17 protein-coding genes are annotated in these 15429 nt (G+C 70.4%); 11 read left to right on the top strand and 6 right to left on the bottom strand.

All coding sequences use genetic code 11. The annotated features are described in order from the left end of the window. The first annotated feature begins 126 nt into the window (after positions 1–126). From BOSE125_RS14355 to BOSE125_RS14320, 8 genes are all read left to right on the top strand, one after another. Positions 127–1119, top strand: coding sequence for a cation diffusion facilitator family transporter (locus BOSE125_RS14355; protein WP_159553610.1), 993 nt, complete (start codon positions 127–129; stop codon positions 1117–1119). Between the two features lie 214 nt (positions 1120–1333). Next, positions 1334–2458 carry an iron-siderophore ABC transporter substrate-binding protein gene (locus BOSE125_RS14350; protein ID WP_159553608.1) on the top strand — a complete coding sequence of 375 codons (1125 nt, stop codon included), beginning with the start codon at positions 1334–1336 and terminating at the stop codon, positions 2456–2458. Between the two features lie 42 nt (positions 2459–2500). Further along, positions 2501–3649 (top strand): iron ABC transporter permease, encoded by a 1149-nt coding sequence (locus BOSE125_RS14345; RefSeq protein ID WP_236558031.1) that lies wholly within the window; start codon positions 2501–2503, stop codon positions 3647–3649. Next, positions 3646–4770 (top strand): iron chelate uptake ABC transporter family permease subunit, encoded by a 1125-nt coding sequence (locus BOSE125_RS14340; protein ID WP_236558030.1) that lies wholly within the window; start codon positions 3646–3648, stop codon positions 4768–4770. The genes BOSE125_RS14345 and BOSE125_RS14340 overlap by 4 nt, the downstream gene beginning before the upstream one ends. 1 nt (position 4771) lies before the next feature. Continuing rightward, entirely contained in the window at positions 4772–5680 is a 909-nt protein-coding gene (locus BOSE125_RS14335) for an ABC transporter ATP-binding protein (protein ID WP_159553606.1), read from the top strand. A gap of 78 nt (positions 5681–5758) precedes the next feature. Continuing rightward, entirely contained in the window at positions 5759–6433 is a 675-nt protein-coding gene (locus BOSE125_RS14330) for a GNAT family N-acetyltransferase (RefSeq protein WP_159553604.1), read from the top strand. A gap of 4 nt (positions 6434–6437) precedes the next feature. Further along, a complete protein-coding gene (locus BOSE125_RS14325; protein ID WP_159553602.1) occupies positions 6438–6809 on the top strand; it encodes a VOC family protein in 372 nt (123 codons plus the stop codon). Between the two features lie 177 nt (positions 6810–6986). Beyond that, positions 6987–7646 carry an SDR family oxidoreductase gene (locus tag BOSE125_RS14320; protein WP_159553600.1) on the top strand — a complete coding sequence of 220 codons (660 nt, stop codon included), beginning with the start codon at positions 6987–6989 and terminating at the stop codon, positions 7644–7646. A gap of 131 nt (positions 7647–7777) precedes the next feature. Here the strand turns inward: BOSE125_RS14320 and BOSE125_RS14315 are convergent, their stop codons facing one another. After that, positions 7778–9043: an aromatic amino acid transport family protein gene (locus BOSE125_RS14315; protein WP_159553598.1), complete on the bottom strand. Its 1266-nt coding sequence runs from the start codon at positions 9041–9043 to the stop codon at positions 7778–7780. A gap of 151 nt (positions 9044–9194) precedes the next feature. On the opposite strand from BOSE125_RS14315, the gene BOSE125_RS14310 reads away from it, so the two are divergent. Together BOSE125_RS14310 and BOSE125_RS14305 are read left to right on the top strand one after the other, a co-directional pair. After that, entirely contained in the window at positions 9195–9560 is a 366-nt protein-coding gene (locus BOSE125_RS14310) for a YciI family protein (protein WP_159553596.1), read from the top strand. Between the two features lie 164 nt (positions 9561–9724). Continuing rightward, on the top strand, positions 9725–10636 hold the full coding sequence (locus tag BOSE125_RS14305; protein WP_236558029.1) for a glycosyltransferase family 2 protein: 912 nt from the start codon (positions 9725–9727) through the stop codon (positions 10634–10636). Here the strand turns inward: BOSE125_RS14305 and BOSE125_RS14300 are convergent. The 4 genes from BOSE125_RS14300 to BOSE125_RS14285 form a co-directional block, all read right to left on the bottom strand. Beyond that, positions 10630–11715: a glycosyl transferase gene (locus tag BOSE125_RS14300; protein ID WP_159553594.1), complete on the bottom strand. Its 1086-nt coding sequence runs from the start codon at positions 11713–11715 to the stop codon at positions 10630–10632. The genes BOSE125_RS14305 and BOSE125_RS14300 overlap by 7 nt on opposite strands. Further along, positions 11712–12908, bottom strand: coding sequence for a glycosyltransferase (locus tag BOSE125_RS14295; RefSeq protein ID WP_159553592.1), 1197 nt, complete (start codon positions 12906–12908; stop codon positions 11712–11714). The genes BOSE125_RS14300 and BOSE125_RS14295 overlap by 4 nt, the downstream gene beginning before the upstream one ends. A gap of 78 nt (positions 12909–12986) precedes the next feature. Further along, on the bottom strand, positions 12987–13724 hold the full coding sequence (locus BOSE125_RS14290) for a Pr6Pr family membrane protein (RefSeq protein WP_236558028.1): 738 nt from the start codon (positions 13722–13724) through the stop codon (positions 12987–12989). Positions 13725–13729: 5 nt separating this feature from the next. Continuing rightward, positions 13730–14113 (bottom strand): VOC family protein, encoded by a 384-nt coding sequence (locus BOSE125_RS14285; protein WP_159553590.1) that lies wholly within the window; start codon positions 14111–14113, stop codon positions 13730–13732. Between the two features lie 144 nt (positions 14114–14257). Here BOSE125_RS14285 and BOSE125_RS14280 point away from each other — a divergent pair, with 144 nt between their 5' ends. Next, positions 14258–14836, top strand: a complete 579-nt coding sequence (locus tag BOSE125_RS14280; RefSeq protein ID WP_159553588.1) for an NADPH-dependent FMN reductase — start codon at positions 14258–14260, stop codon at positions 14834–14836. Between the two features lie 56 nt (positions 14837–14892). On the opposite strand, the gene BOSE125_RS14275 is transcribed toward BOSE125_RS14280, so the two are convergent. After that, on the bottom strand, positions 14893–15426 hold the full coding sequence (locus BOSE125_RS14275; RefSeq protein ID WP_159553586.1) for a maleylpyruvate isomerase N-terminal domain-containing protein: 534 nt from the start codon (positions 15424–15426) through the stop codon (positions 14893–14895). Between the last annotated feature and the right edge of the window lie 3 nt (positions 15427–15429).

The following is a 15429-nucleotide window of genomic DNA, read 5'->3' as shown; positions in this document are numbered from 1 at the left end:
CACGGTAGTCGCTCCCGGCGCGAACCCTGATCGGCAAACCGCTCCACTTGGACGACAGCCGGCCGCTGGACGTCAATGGCGGTCGGCCCATGGCGGGCGGCGTTCATGGAGGCTTAAGGTGATGCCGTGACGAGCAAGCCAGCCAGCAACCCCCGGAAAATCGGCTGGGACCTGCCTCGTGAGCAGCAGGAGGCGTTGCGCAAGGCGGTGCGACTCGAGTGGCTGAGCCTGGGTATCACGGCATGCACGATCACCCTGGTCGCCTTCGTGCTGGGCAGCTCCCAGGCCATGAAGACGGCCTGGATCGAGGACATGCTCTCCACGATCCCGCAGATCTCCTTCCTGGTCTCCCTGCTGGCCATCCGCCGGTTCCGCCAGAACGCCCGGCGTCCCTACGGGGTCCACCGCGCCGCCGGCATCGGCCACCTGATCTCCTCCGTGGCATTGACCCTCGTCGGCGGATTCCTGGCCTATGAGGCCGTCAGCGGCCTGGTGACCGCAGAGCACCCCACGGTCGGCACGGTGCAGCTGTTCGGCAACACCGTCTGGCTCGGCTGGATCATGATGGGCGTGATGGCGGTCATCGCCATTCCACCCATCTTCCTGGCTCGCGCCAAGCTGAAGGTCGCACCCATCCTCAATGACAAGGTGCTCTTCGCCGACGCCAACATGAACAAGGCCGACTGGCTCACCAACGCCGCGTCCATCGTGGGCGTGGCAGGCATCGGCCTCGGGCTGTGGTGGATGGACTACGCAGCCGCCTTCGTCATCTCGGTGGACATCCTCAAGGATGGCGTCCAGCACCTGCGGGCCGCGGTCCTGGACCTGATCGACAGGCGAGCCACCACCCCGGACAACAAGGCTCCGCATCCGGCCATCGCCGACGCCGTCCAGGCCATGCAGGCCTTGCCGTGGGTGGACCAGGCCGGCTGCCGCCCGCGGGACCTCGGCCGGAGGCTGCACCTCGAGGTCTTCGTGGTCCCCCGCTCTGGTCAGGTCAGCCTGAACCAGATCGAGGAGGCGGAGAAGGCCTGCCAGTCAGTGGACTGGATGGTCTGGGACGTGGTCGTGATGCCCGTGCCGCAACTTCCGGACTTCGTCCAGCCGAACGCCGGCTGACCCTCCCCCGCACCGCCGCAACGACGCGTGCCCAGCGACTGCACCGGAAACCTGGGAGGGTTCGCACATCCGGTACGGTCGCTGGGCACGTCCACCGTTGACCCAACTGCAGTGTGCTGCCACCCCGCACGGCGGCTGCACATGTTGTTAGGCTAGGCTAACCTCCAGCAATTAGGCAACACCCTCGTTTGCCAATGACTCGAAAGGCCGCCTCGTGTCCTCAGCACCTCTCTCCCCCACCGCCAGTGCTCCGACCCTCCGCCGGGCCACCCACCGGACCACCCGCCGTCGGGCTCTGTCCCTGGGTTCCCTGGCACTGAGTGCCGCCCTGCTCGCCGGCTGCTCCACGGGCCCGGCCGGCGGTTCGGACTCCGAGGCCTCCGGCTCCACCGATGCATCCGCGGCCTCGGACGCCACCTTCCCCCGGACAGTGGAGCACGTCTACGGCGAGACCGAGATCCCGGCCCAGCCCGAGCGCGTGGCCACCGTGTCCTGGGTGAACCAGGACGTCGCACTGGCCCTGGGCGCGGTGCCCGTGGGCGTGGCGGCCACCGAGTACGGCGGCAACGCCCAGCAGTCCACCGACTGGTTCGATGCGGCCCTGGAGGAAGCCGGCGGCGAGGCCCCGGAACAGTACTCCGAGGCAGACGGAATCAACTTCGAGGCCCTGGCCGCCACGGAGCCGGACATCATCCTGGCCGCCTACTCGGGTATCACGCAGGAGGAGTATGACAAGCTCTCCGAGATCGCGCCCGTGGTGGCCTACCCGGAGGACACCGCGGCATTCACCACGGCCTGGCAGGACTCCACCCGGCTGATCGGTGAGGCCCTCGGCAAGGAGGAGAAGGCCGAGGAGGTCATCTCGGACGTGGAGGGCCAAGTGGCCCAGGCCGCGGAGGAGTTCCCAGCCCTGGAGGGCACCACCTTCCTGACGGGCACCGTGGACCCGGCCGCCGCCGACCAGATCTACCTGTTCACGGCCGCGGACAACCGGCCGAAGTTCCTCACCTCCCTCGGCATGGAGCTGGCCCCCGTGCTCGCGGACAACGAGGAGGCCCAGGACGCCTTCTACCTCACGTGGTCCCCCGAACGCGCGGACGAGCTGGACTCGGACATCCTGATCACCTCCGCCACCGATGAGTCGGTGGCCGAGGCCATCGCCGCCGACCCGCTGCTGTCCAAGATCCCGGCCGTCCAGGACGAGACGCTCGTGGTGCAGACCGACGAGCAGGAGGTCCTCTCCACCTCGGCCGCCTCGCCGCTGTCCATCCCGTGGGCCCTGGAGAACGTGGTCCCGGACATCGCCGCCGCGGCCGAGCAGGCCGACAGCACTGAATAGCCTGGACCAAGCCACTGAACACCGTCTGATGACAGAAAGCGCATGAGCCCCTCCCTCCAGCGCCCCTCCACGGAGCACCCGCCGCCCGGCACCAGTACCCCTGGCCCGCCGGAGCGGCGGTCCGCGCCCCCGGCACGACGCCGGCCGGTCGCCGCTGCGCGTATCCGCACCCTGCCGTTCCTCGCCCTCCCGGGGCTGGTGCTGATGTTCGCATGCCTGGCGGCGCTGGCCTTCGGGGCGCGCCACGTGGACCCGGGCACCACCCTGGAGGCCCTCGGCGCGTTCCTCACCGGCGGGGGTGACGCGGCGGCGGCGGACATCGACGCGGCGGCGGCCCTGTCCCGCATCCCGCGCACGATCACCGCGGTCCTCGTGGGCGCGGCCCTCGCGGTCTCCGGCGTGGCCCTGCAGGGGGCCACCCGCAATCCGCTGGGTGATGCTGGCTTGCTGGGCCTGACCGCCGGGGCCTCCCTGGCGGTGGCGCTCGGCCTGGGCATCGGCATCTCGGCCGGCCTGGCGGGCGTGATGGTGCTGGCGATCCTCGGGACGCTCGTGGCCGCCGCGGTGGTCTACACCGTGGCCTCGGCCGCCTCCCGGCTGGGGGGCGGCACGGGCGGCGCCCCCGGACCCCTGTCCCTCGTGCTGGCCGGGGCCGCCGTGACGGCGGGCTGCACCGCCGTCACCAGCGCCCTGTTGATCCTCTCCCCCGCGGTGCTGGAGCGCTTCCGGTTCTGGACCGTCGGCTCCGTGGCCAGGTCCTCACTGGAAGACGCCGCCTGGCTGGCGCCGGTGATCGCCGTGGGCATCCTGATGGTCTTCGTGGCCGCCCCCGGGCTGGATGCGCTGGCCCTCGGTGACGAGCTGGCCCACGGACTCGGCTCCCGCCCCGAACGCCTGCGCATGGTCCTGCTCGGTGCCACCGTGCTGCTGACGGCCGCCGCGACGGCCCTGGCCGGGCCCGTGGTGTTCGTGGGCCTGCTGGTCCCCCATGCCCTGCGCCGGTTCCGCCCGGCCTCCACGCGCGTGCTCGTGCTCGGGTGCGCCCTGTGGGGAGCCGTCCTGCTCGTGCTCGCGGACCTCGCCGGGCGGCTCGTGGTGGCTCCCCAGGAGATCCACGTGGGCGTGACCACGGTGGTCATCGGCGTGCCCGTGCTGCTGCTGTTGCTGCGCCGCAAGGCGGTGTCCCTGTGAGCGCGCCGTCCCTCGAGACCACGGCTGCCGCCCCCGTCCCTGAAGCGGCGGTCGGACCCTCCCCGGCTGCAGTGGCCGCCGTGCGGTCCCTGCACTCCCGGGCACGACGCCGGCTGCTCACCGCCACGCTCTGCCTCGCCGCGGGCCTGGTGCTGGCCATGGGGGTCCGGGTCCTGCTGGGCCACTACACCGTCACCATTCCCGACTTCTTCGCCATCCTCGGCGGGGAGACCATACCCGGCGCCTCGTTCATCGTGATGCAGGAGAAGCTGCCCCGGGCCGTGGCCGGAGCCCTGGCCGGGGCGGCGTTCGGCGCCGCCGGCGCGCTCTTCCGGCGCACGCTGCGCAACCCCCTGGCCAGCCCGGACATCATCGGCGTGACCCAGGGTGCCGCCGTCGCCGCCGTGACCGTGCTCGCGTTCGGCGGGGTGCGCGGGACGGGCATGGCCGCCGCCGCCCTGATCGGTGGCCTGGCGGCGATCGGGATCGTCCTCGGGTTCTCGATGGCCGGTCGTTCCTCGGCCGGCGCCGGTTCCGGCGGGTTGGCCGGCTCCTTGGGCGGGGCCACCTTCATCGTGGCCGGGATCGCCGTGGCGTCCCTGTGCCAGGCCATCCTGTCCGGGGCGATGCTGGCCCTGTCCCAGCACGACCTGCAGGCCGCCGCAGTGTGGACCGCGGGCTCCCTCAACGCGGTCACGTGGGAGCGGATCACCCTGCTGGCCGTCATCATGATCGTGCTGGTGCCCCTCGCCGGGATCCTGCACGCACGGCTGGCCCCGGCCGACCTGGGCGGCGAGCTGGCCCACGGCGTGGGCTCCCGGCCCGGCCGGACGGGCCTCTGGTCCCTCGTGATCGGCGCCCTGCTGGCGGCGGCGGCGACGGCGGCCACCGGCCCACTCGCGTTCGTCGCCCTGCTCTCCACCCCCCTGGCCCGGGGGCTCACCGGGGGGCGGCCCTCGCTGCCGGCAGCGGCCCTGTGCGGTGCGGTGATCGTGGTGGTCGCGGACTTCGCGGCCGCCGAGGCCTTCGGCGGGGTCCGGCTGCCCACCGGTGTGCTCACCGGGGCGGCCGGGGCACCGCTGATGCTGTGGCTGTTGATTCGAAGCGGACGGAAGGCATGAGATGACACCAGAACCGGCGATCCGCCTGCGCGGCGCGAGCCTGGCCTACGGCCCGCACACCGTCGTGGGGCCGGAACGGCCCGTGGACCTGGACGTGCCGGCCGGCCAGACCACGGCCATCATCGGTGCCAACGGCTGCGGCAAGTCGACCCTCCTGAAGGGGTTGACCCGGCAGCTGCCCCTGGTGAGCGGATCCCTCGAGGTCCTCGGCCGGGACGTGGAGGGGTGGAATCCCCGCAGCTACGCCCGCACCGTCGCGTTGCTGCCCCAGTCCCCCGTGGTGCCGGAGGGCATGACGGTGGAGCAACTCGTGGACCGCGGGCGCCACCCGCACCGCGGCTGGTTCGGGGCCAGGACGGCCCAGGACACCGAGGCGATCGCCCAGGCCCTCGAGCTGGCCGACCTGGTGGGGCTGGCCGGCCGGGACGTGGCCGAGCTCTCCGGCGGTCAGCGCCAGCGAGCGTGGCTGGCCCTGGTGCTGGCCCAGCAGACCCCCGTGGTGCTCCTCGATGAGCCCACCTCCTACCTGGACCTGTCCCACCAGGTGGAGTTGCTGGATCTGGTGCGTGACCTGCCGGACCCCAGGTCGGCCAGTACAGCCAGTGCAGCCGGTACAGGTGGTGCGGCCGGTGCGGGCGAGCGGCCCCGCGCCACCGTCGTCGCCGTGCTGCACGAGTTGAACCTCGCCGCCCGGTCCTCGGACCACATCATCGCCATGGCCCACGGTCAGGTCGTGGCCGAGGGGACTCCGGAGGAGGTCCTGACCCCGGCGAACCTGGAGGGCATCTACGGGCTGGATGCCGACGTCGTGAAGGATCCACTGTTGGGCCACCCGGTGGTGCTGCCGCGGACGGCGGCGAACCGGGCCGCGGCCGAGAAGCTGGGAACCGGGACCGCGCTGCTCCCCTGACGGGCCGCGCGGCAGCGGACCGCAGGTTCCGGGCGACCACCATGACCGGAGTCCCGTCAGCGCTGGCATGATGGTGCCGTGACTCCGGCACCCGACTTCTCCCGCAAGCAGGCACAGGCCGGCCAACTGGTGCGGCTGGTTCCGGCCGGGCGGGAGCATGCCACGGTGCTCCACCCGCTGTTGGCGGATGCCGAGGTGTCCCGGCTGACCGGGACGGTGCACTCCTCCACCGGTCCGGCGCACCCGGGGTCAGAAGGTGACGGGCCTGCGGCGGACCCCGGAAGCCAGGTGCCCTGGTCGGTGGACGAGCTCGCCGAGATCTACGAGCGCTGGTCCCGGGCGGAGGACCGGATCGTGTGGGTCATCGAGGAGATCGCCACCGGACGGGTCGTGGGTGAATCGGTGCTCAACGATCTGGACGGGGGCAACCTCTCCTGCGGCTTCCGGATCTGGATCTCCGGCTCCCGGGACCGCGGCCTCGGCAGCGAGGCGGTGGACATGACCCTGCGGCATGCCTTCGAGGACCAGGGGCTGCACCGGGTGTCGCTGGAGGTCTACGCCTTCAATCCGCGGGCCCGCCATGTCTACGAGAAGGCCGGCTTCAGCCTGGAGGGCACCCTGCGCGAGGCGCTGCTCTTCGACGGTACCTGGGTGGACGCCCACGTGATGGGGATCCTGGCTGAGGAGTGGCGGTCTCGCACGAGAGACCGGCCGGGAGGGATTCCCACGGACCCGCCTCCTGCCGGACCATAGGTCCATGGCACACGGAGACATCACCCACGTCGACATCCCGGTCACCGACCATCAGCGCGCCACCGAGTTCTACGGCTCGGTGTTCGGCTGGAAGATCGAGACCTACCCCGGCTTCGAGGACTACCCCATGTGGCGGGCCCCCAACGAGGTCAGCGGCGGCGGCCTGGCCCCGCGCAGCGAGGGCTTCACCCAGCCCCGCTCCACCGTGGAGGTCGACTCGATCGACGAGACCCTGGCCACCGTCACGGCTCTGGGCGGCACCGTGATCGCCCCGAGGTCCCCGATCACCGAGACCAGCTGGTGGGCCGTGTTCCGGGACCTCGACGGCAACGAGATCGGGCTCTACGAGGGCGTCACGGACACCTCCGCCGGCTGAGATAGCTGAGATAGCTGAGATAGCTGAGACGCAGAGTCACGGGGACGCCGGGATCACCGGGTTCACCGGGTTCACCGGCGGAACGATTGCGCCGCCAGCCGAACGCGCTGGCGCGCCCTCCGGATCCAGTGCAACAGTGGGCACGGAAGCACTGACCCGAACGGAAGGACCAGATCCATGGCGAACTACCTGATCATCGGCGGCCACGGCAAGGTAGCCCTGCGGACCGCACCGCTGCTGGCGCAGGAGGGGCACACGGTCACCTCGGTCATCCGCACCCCGGAGCAGACGGCGGAGATCGAGGCCGCCGGCGCGAAGGCCTTGGTGCTGGACATCGAGACCGCCTCACAGGACGAACTCGCCCGGGCCTTCGAGGGCCAGGACGCCATCGTCTGGACCGCCGGCGCCGGGGGCGGCAGTCCGAAGCGCACCTATGCCGTGGACCGGGACGCCGCGATCCGCTCCATGGACGCCGCCCTCCAGGCCGGCGTGAAGCGCTACGTCATGGTGTCCTACATGGGCGCCACCACCCAGCACGGCATCGCCGAGGACAACCCGTTCTTCCCCTACGCAGAGTCCAAGGCCGCCGCGGACGAGTACCTGCGCAACTCCGGGCTCGACTGGACCATCCTCGGCCCGGGAAAGCTCACCCTGGACGAGCCCTCCGGCATGATCGCCGTCGGCGGAGGCACCGCGGAAGGCGCCAATCGGGACACCTCGCGCGGCAACGTGGCCCAGGCGATCCGCGTCGCCCTGGCCACTCAGGTCTCCATCGGCCAGCAGATCGACTTCGTGGACGGCGAGGAGCCCATCAACGCCGCCTTCTCCCAGCTCTGAGCACGTGACCCTCCCCTCTGGGGAATCCGTCCCGAACCCGGGCACGACGCGCGGGCCGGCACCTGCCAGCGCAGGTCCGGCCCGCGCGTCGTGCTGGTTAAACCGGACGGCCGGACGCCGGGACCGCTCGACTAGCGGAACAGGCTGATGAGGATGCCGCCCACGGCCACCACGCCGGCGATGACCACGAAGACATTCGAGGCTGTGCCGCGGAACCGGGCCAGCGCCGGAACCTTGTGGATGGCGTACATCGGCATGAGGTAGAGCACAGCGGCGATCACGGGGCCGGCCAGCGACTCGATCAGGGCCAGGATGCTGGGATTGAGCACGCCCGCCAGCCACGTGGTGACGATCAGGAAGACGCTCACGCCGATCGTGATGCCGCGGTCGCTCAGGCGCTTCCGCCGCGGGTCCACCATGGTGCGCACGATCGCCGTGGCCCCCTCTGCGGCACCGAGCCAGTGGCCGAAGAAGGACGAGGCGATCGCCGTGATGGCCACGGCCGGGCCGAGCCAGGCAATCAGCGGCAGGCCCATCACGTTGGCCAGGTGGGAGAGCACCGGCAGGTTGGCCTCCTTGGCCTCCTGCAGCCCCTCGGGGCCGAGGGCCAGCACGCAGGACCAGACGAAGCCCATGGTGAAGACGACCAGCAGGACAGCGGTGATCCGGAGGATGGAGGACGCCTTCTGCACGGATCCGGCACCGTAGCGTTCGCGGAGGGACACGGAGAACTGGGAGATCGCCGGGGAGTGGTTGAACGCGAAGACCAGCACCGGGATCATCAACCAGAGGGACATCGCGAAGTCGCCGGGAGCCGGCAGCGCACCGAAGCCGTCGAAGGACCACTGGGGGATCAGCAGGAGCGTGACCGCGAACAACACCGCGATCAACGGATAGACCAGCCACTGGGTGACCACGAGCATGACCTTTTTGCCGGCCACCATGACGGCCGACATCGCCAGGACCAGCACCCCGGACAGCAGCCACCGCGGCCAGGGGTCCAGGCCGAGCTGGTTCACCATGAGGCTCTCCACCGTGTTGGTGATGCCCACCCCGTAGATCAGCACGATCGGGTAGATCGCCAGGAAGTACAGGACGGTGACCACGCGGCCGGCGGTCTCCCCGAAGTACTCGCGGACCACGCCGGTGATGTCCTGGTTCGGGTTCGGCGAGGCACACACCATGCGGGACAGCGCCCGGTGGGAGTAGTAGGTCATCGGCCAGATCAGCACGGTGGCGATGAGCAGCGGCCACAGTCCGCCCAGTCCGGCGTTGATCGGCAGGAAGAGGATGCCGGCGCCCACGGCCGTGCCGAAGAGGCCGATCGTCCAGCTCGTGTCGAACCGGTTCCACCGGGGTGCGGCGCTGGTCTCGACGGGGGTTTCGGTGGACTGCACGGGGAATGCTCCTCGATGGACGTGGAACGATCGGTTCCGCGTGGTGGACGCCCGGGGGTCTGGCGTTTCTCTGGCCGGGCCCGGCCGCCACGGGGTGCCATGGCGGAAAGTGCCCCGTAGAGTGTAACCCCGCTCACCCCAGGAGGCTGCGATGCCCGAGTATCTGATTTCCGTGTGGCACTCCCCCGGTGTCCAGCACCGGGAGACGGGACCCTACGCGTCCGAAGAGGAGATGCAGGCGGCGTTCCAGGCCGTCGGCGAGTTCAATGAGGCACTCCGGGCCGAGGGCGCGTGGGTGTACGCCGGTGGCCTCGTTGCCCCGGATGAGTCCGTGGTGGTGGACGGCACCCGGGGTGCCGAACCGGTCATCACCGACGGCCCGTTCACCCAGGCCCAGCAGCACATGGGCGGGTTCTGGGTGGTGGACGCCGTCGGACCGGAGCAGGCCGAGGACCTGGCCGCCCGCGCGTCGAAGGCCTGCGGGAACAAGGTGGAGGTCCGCCCCTTTCAGCCGTGAGATCGCATCCGCCGGAGTCGCCGTCACCGGTGCGGGGCCCGGGATCGAACATCCGCCACGTATGCTGTGGATCCGAGTTCGGTCCGGTCTGGAGGGGATCTGTTGACGCGAGACATCACCGACGGCACGGGTCAACCCGCCCGGTCCCACCAAATGGTGGAAGCGTGACTCCACTCGGAGGCGCCACGGTGTCCCGGGAAGAAGGGGACATCCCGCCGTCAACGTCGGTCCTGATCATCACCGGCGGCCGGGACCAGCACCTGGCGCGGGTCCTGGCCGGATTGGAGATCTCGGTCCCGGCACCGAACGACGTCGTCGTCGTGTTCATGAACCAACCCACAGGGGCCGTCCCGGAATCCACGCTCGAGGTGGTGACCGGGCACGTGTCCGATCCCGACGGGCTGCCACTGGCGGCGGCGCGGAACCGGGCCGCCGCCCTCGCCCAGGGCGAGGTCCTGGTCTTTCTCGACGTCGACTGTATTCCCGCCTCGGGGACGGTGGGTGAACTGTCGCATGAGGTTCGGAGGCATCCCGGATCCCTCGTGATGGGGACGCCTCGCTATCTGCCACCCGGGTGGCAGGAGGTGGTCCCTGTGACCGAGTCCCGAGACGACGGCCTCCGTGCGGTGTCCGTGGAGCATGCCGCCCGGCAGTATCTCGGGGAGGGGCCCTCGGCGGAATGGTCCATGGTGTGGACCCTGGTGCTGGCTCTCTCCGCGTCTGACTTCTCAGCACTGGGGGGCTTCGACGAGGGGTTCCGAGGTTACGGCGCCGAGGACACGGACTTCGCGTTCCGCGCCCGGGATGCCGGGTTGGCGCTGGTGTTCAGCGCGGCCACGGTCTTCCACCAGCCCCACGGGGTCTACAGGCCGCCCTTGCACCACTTCCAGGACATCCTGGTCAACGCCCGGCACTTCAAGCAGATCCACGGTTCATGGCCCATGGGGGGATGGTTGGGCCGGTTCCGGGACCTCGGGCTGGTGCTGTGGGATCCCGCCGGTGCACAGCTGGAGGTCCTCCGGGAGCCGACCGCCGCGGAGATCGCCGCCGCTCTGGACGAGGGCTCGGCCTACTGAGGAGCCGAGCCGGGACTCGCCGCGGTTGCCACCACTGATTCCCAGGCCCGGCGATGTTCACCAGGATCGGTCAGGATGGCGGCGGCCAGCCGATCGGCGGAGGACGGTTCGTCGAGTGCGGCCGTGACAGCGCCCGACCAGTCGGCGTCCGGGTCCGCCCAACGGCACCAGGGGATCCCCGCCGCCGCGTGCGCGGCCTCGGCGAAACGGCCCTGTTCGCTGAAAGGCCTCGGCTCTGCGACCAGGACCAGTGGACGCGCGGCGCCGATGGCATCGGTCACGGCGGAGAAACCCGATGACACCACCACCACGTCCGCTTCCCGCATTCGTGCGACGGCGTCCTCAGCCCACCCGTGCAGGACGAGGTTGGTCGGCACCCGGCCGGATCCCCGGGTGGCGCCATAGACGTTCCACCGGGCCCACGGCACCCGGGAGGCCGCGCGGGCCAGGTCTGCGAGGTCCACGCCGCCACCACCGGTCCCGGTCACCACGGCGACCTGTGGCGTCACGGTCGGTCCCGAGGGTCGCCGGGCCGACCGCCGGGCCGCGATGCCCAACCGGCCTGACCGGTCCGGAACTCCGAGGAACGTGGTGTTCGCGGCGAACCGGTCCCGCCAGTCCGGTTCCTCCAGGTCCGGTCCGTAGTAGGCGATGAGGTGGTCGGACTCGGCATAGGCGAGTTCATGGGCCGGATCCGCACGTTCTCCGTGCATGCGCCGGTAGATCACCGGGTATCCGGCCAGACGCAGGAACAGTGCGGCCTCCACGGAGACATCCACCACCACGGCCTCTGGTCCCACGCGCTGTACCGCCTGGAGCAAGGCCGCAAAACGGTCCCGGATCACGCGGCCGGTAGGGGTGTAGTGCAACCGGGATGCGGGCGGCTGGCGATGACCGGGGACAACGTCGGAAGGCAACCGGGCGATCGCCGTCCCCGGGGGCAGAATCCTGTCCGCAGCCGCGGATGCCGTGACGACGGTCAGGTCGAAGGCCCCGGTAGCCGCAACCCGGGCGGCGTGGTGCAGGTGGCCAGAGCCATGATCGTGGGCGTAGTACAGGAGCTTCGGCGGGGAACTCACGTGACTGTCTCCACGGTCCGGATGACCGGGTGTCTGCCCTCATCCGGTCCTCGGCGCGGTGCGTCGATCCCGTCGCGGTTCTTCGCGGCCAGGACATCACCGAGAGGCGTCCATCCGGCGCCGGCCCCGGTCAGGGTGCCAGCGCGTTCGGCCACGTCCCGCAGCAATCCGAGGTAGGAATCCACCATCAGATCCGCACTGAACCGGCGCGACCAGGCGATCACCCCGGGCCGGGGCTTGTGACGCGCCTGTTCAATGGACTCGGCCAATGCGTCCGCCGAGTGGTGTTCTGCCAGATGCCCGGCCGAGGGTCCCACGATCTCCCCCATGGCTCCGCTGAGCAGGGCCGCCACCGGGGTCCCCATGGACATCGCCTCCACCGTGGCCAGACCGAACGGCTCGGCCCACAGCGGCGTGGCGAGGTACACCTCGCCGGAGGCGAGCAGATCCGGAAGCTGGTGGTGGTCCAGGTGCCCGCGGTAGACGGTGTCCTCACCCAACAGCGGCTCCACCGTCCTACGGAAGTAGTCATGGTCGGACACCGGTCCCGCGAAGTGCAGGTCCATCCCCGCCTTACGAGCAGCGTCGATGGCCACGTGCAGGCCCTTTTCCCCGATGATTCGTCCGGTCCATACGGCCCGCCCCGGGACGGGCCGTGTGGTGCTGCTCCACCGGTCCAAGTCCAGCCCGTTGTGCACCACGGCGATCCTCGGAAGCCGGTGCTGCCAGGCAAGCGCGTTGGCCGCAGACACGGACACCCACCGGTGATGGGGCGGCGGGACCCACGCCGGGTCGTCCACCACCTTCAGCACCTCGGTGAGGGTGGCGGGTGTGTGCAGCACGGTGACCATGGGGACGGCCCGGAGTTGTTGCAGCGGCACAGGGGACAGGGAGTTGTTCAGGACCACGTCAAAGTCGCCGGCGAGGACCCGCAGGGCCGCAGCGGACATGGCCGCATAGAGGACCTCCCGGAGCCGGACGGCATCCTGAGGGCAGCGGACCGTGGGATCGAAATGATCCGGGACCAGTGGAACCACCGTTCCTGCGGTGCGCGTTCCCTCCTTGGCGAAGACAGTCACCTGGTGGCCGCGACGGACCAGGTGGTCCACCAACAGGTCCGTGTGCATTTCCAAGCCGCCCAGATAGGGGGAACGAATCGCGTGGTGCATGTGTGCCAGGACTGCGATCCGCATGGGCACCCCTCTCCCGGTGGGCGCTGCCGCCGGTCTATCGTCCTGTCAGGTCGGCAGGAGCCCTTCCGCCAGTATGCATCAGCCGGAGGTCCTGCCGGACGTTCCTGCCAGCATTCGGTCCGCTGCCCACATCAGTGCGGCCACCACGAAGAAGAAGGCCAGGATCGCCAGCACGTAGACCGACACCCCGTCATAGCCCATGCGCGGCACGTCCAGGATGCTGTAGGGGTACCAGTCGAGCGCCGGCCCCCGCGCCAGCGTGAACGCCAGCCAGGCGAGCGGGATGATGGCCGCCAGGCCGATCCGCTTCCACGTGACGTGGCCACGGGGGTCGAACACCAGCCACACCAGTGGTGTCAGGATCGGCGTGATGATGTGCTGGATCGTGTCGTTCAGATGCTCCACCGGTGTTCCCGGCGGCGCGTCCCGCAGCAGGACGTTGAACACCACGCCGGTGATGACGATGCAGACGACCCCGGCGATCCGCAGCGCGTGGAACAGGGTGGAGGTGCGGTGCGGGCGGAGGGCCAGCAGCAGGGACGTCAGTCCCACCAGGAAGTTGGCCAGGAAGGTGAAGTAGGTCGGCTGGTTGACCAGGTGCTCCCAACCACCGGCGAAGCCGCCCGAGAAACCCGCGCCCGCGGGCAGGTCCGAATCCTTCCAGGAGCCGATGTGGAACGAGAGCGCGTTGCCCGTGAAGGACAGCAGCGCCGCGAGGGCGAACACCACCCGCCCGACGCCGGTCCAACGGCCGGCTGCCCCGGCCGCCTTCCCGGGCGGCACGGGCGGCACGGGCGGAACGGTGCGGAGCGCCACGGCCGTCAGTCCTGGTGCAGGCAGATGATGTTGCCCACGGTGTCATTGATCAGCGCGTCCGTGCCGCCGTATTCCTGCTGCTGCGGCTCGGAGATCACCTCGGCTCCCCGGGCGCGGATCTGCTCGAACTCCTCACGGCCGCCGGTCAGGGTCAGAACGAAGGCGGGCATGCCCGCCAGGCGCGTCTCGTTCTGGAAGGCCACCGCCGCACCCTCGGCACGGCCGAGTACCAGGGCGGCGCCGGCGTCCGGACCCGGCGCGCGCAGGGCAAGCCAGCGGAAGTCCCCGCTGGCGAAGTCCGTCTCCACCTCGAAGCCGAGCACCTCGGTGTAGAACGCCTTGGCGGCATCCTGGTCGTTGACGAGCACATGGGCCTGATCGATCTTCATGGCGGCTGCCTTTCGGGAGACGGTGAGGTGTGGGACGGCGTATGACCGACCCCCTGCCCAGTATGGCGTGGTCCGCCTACGCTGGGGAGGGCCGCGGCCACCTGGCCGCACCTGCCACGAGCGAGCACCACTGGAGGGCACCGCATGAAGATCGGCATCGTCATCGGATCAGTTCGCGAGGGCCGCCTCGGCGAGTCCATCGGCGCCTGGGTGGCCGAACGGGCCCGGACGCAGGTCGATACCGCGGACGTGGAGTGGGAGCTCCTGGACGTCAAGGCGTTCAACCTGCCGGTCATGGCCGACGAGAACTGGGCCCAGGACGAGAACGGGCCGGCCGAGGTACACCGCTGGCGGGACGCCGTGGCCGAGTGCGATGGCTTCGTCTTCGTCACCCCTGAGTACAACCGCAACATCCCCGGGGCCTTCAAGAATGCCTACGATCTGCTCAGCCGGCAGTGGAGGGACAAGACCCTGGCCATCGTGGCCTACGGCGGACTCGGCGGCGTGCGGGCGAACGAGGCCTGGCGGGTGACGGTGGCCGCCTACAACATGCACGTGGTCGGAGACTCGGTGAACCTGATCCGCCGCGTCGATTTCCCCGGCGGGAAGCTGGCACTGACCGACCATCATGACGCCTCCCTGACCAAGGTCCTGGCCCGCCTGGTGTCCCTCACCCGCGCGGTCACCACCGAGCGTGCCGGGACCGCGGGCAACGCATCCTGAGCGGACTCCCGGTCCGTGCTGGGAGACATTGGTAGTTCGTCCGTGCCCGCGGGCGGTCAGGCCCGCCGTCCCGTCCGGGCCAGGACCTGCTGCTGCCGGCTGGCGCCCGCCGGCACCTCGGCCGGGCGGTTGAAGACGCCCGGACCGTAGGCGGCCTCGCCGTAGCCGTCGACGGCGGCATCGACCTCGGCCAGCTCATCCTCGCCGAGCCGGTGGTCGGCGCCCTGCGAGGTCGCCAGGTCCCAGCGGTGCACGAGGAGATCCATGCCGTAGAAGTCCAGGAGCACCTGGCCGACGGTGGATTCCCCGAATGGCGTGTCCACGGGGGTGTGCACGAACGCCTCATCCCGGACCAGTGCCGCCATGGCCGCGGCGTGATGGTCCCACTGTTCGGCCGGCGAGCCGGGCACGAGGGGGATCTCCCGTCCGTGGCGGATCACGAAGTCCCGGTGGGTCTGCATGAGGTGGTCAAGCACGTCGGCGGCGCTCCAGCCCTCACAGGGACTGGCCGCATCCCAGTCGGTGACGGCATGGACCACCTCGGCCAGCGGTGCGGCGTGGCGATCCCAGGTTCCGGCGAATTCATTCATGCG

This window comes from Citricoccus sp. K5 (assembly GCF_902506195.1).
Taxonomy (GTDB): Bacteria; Actinomycetota; Actinomycetes; order Actinomycetales; family Micrococcaceae; genus Citricoccus.
The sequence above is the reverse complement of the archived record's forward strand: the minus strand, read 5'-3'. Positions and strand labels throughout refer to the sequence as shown.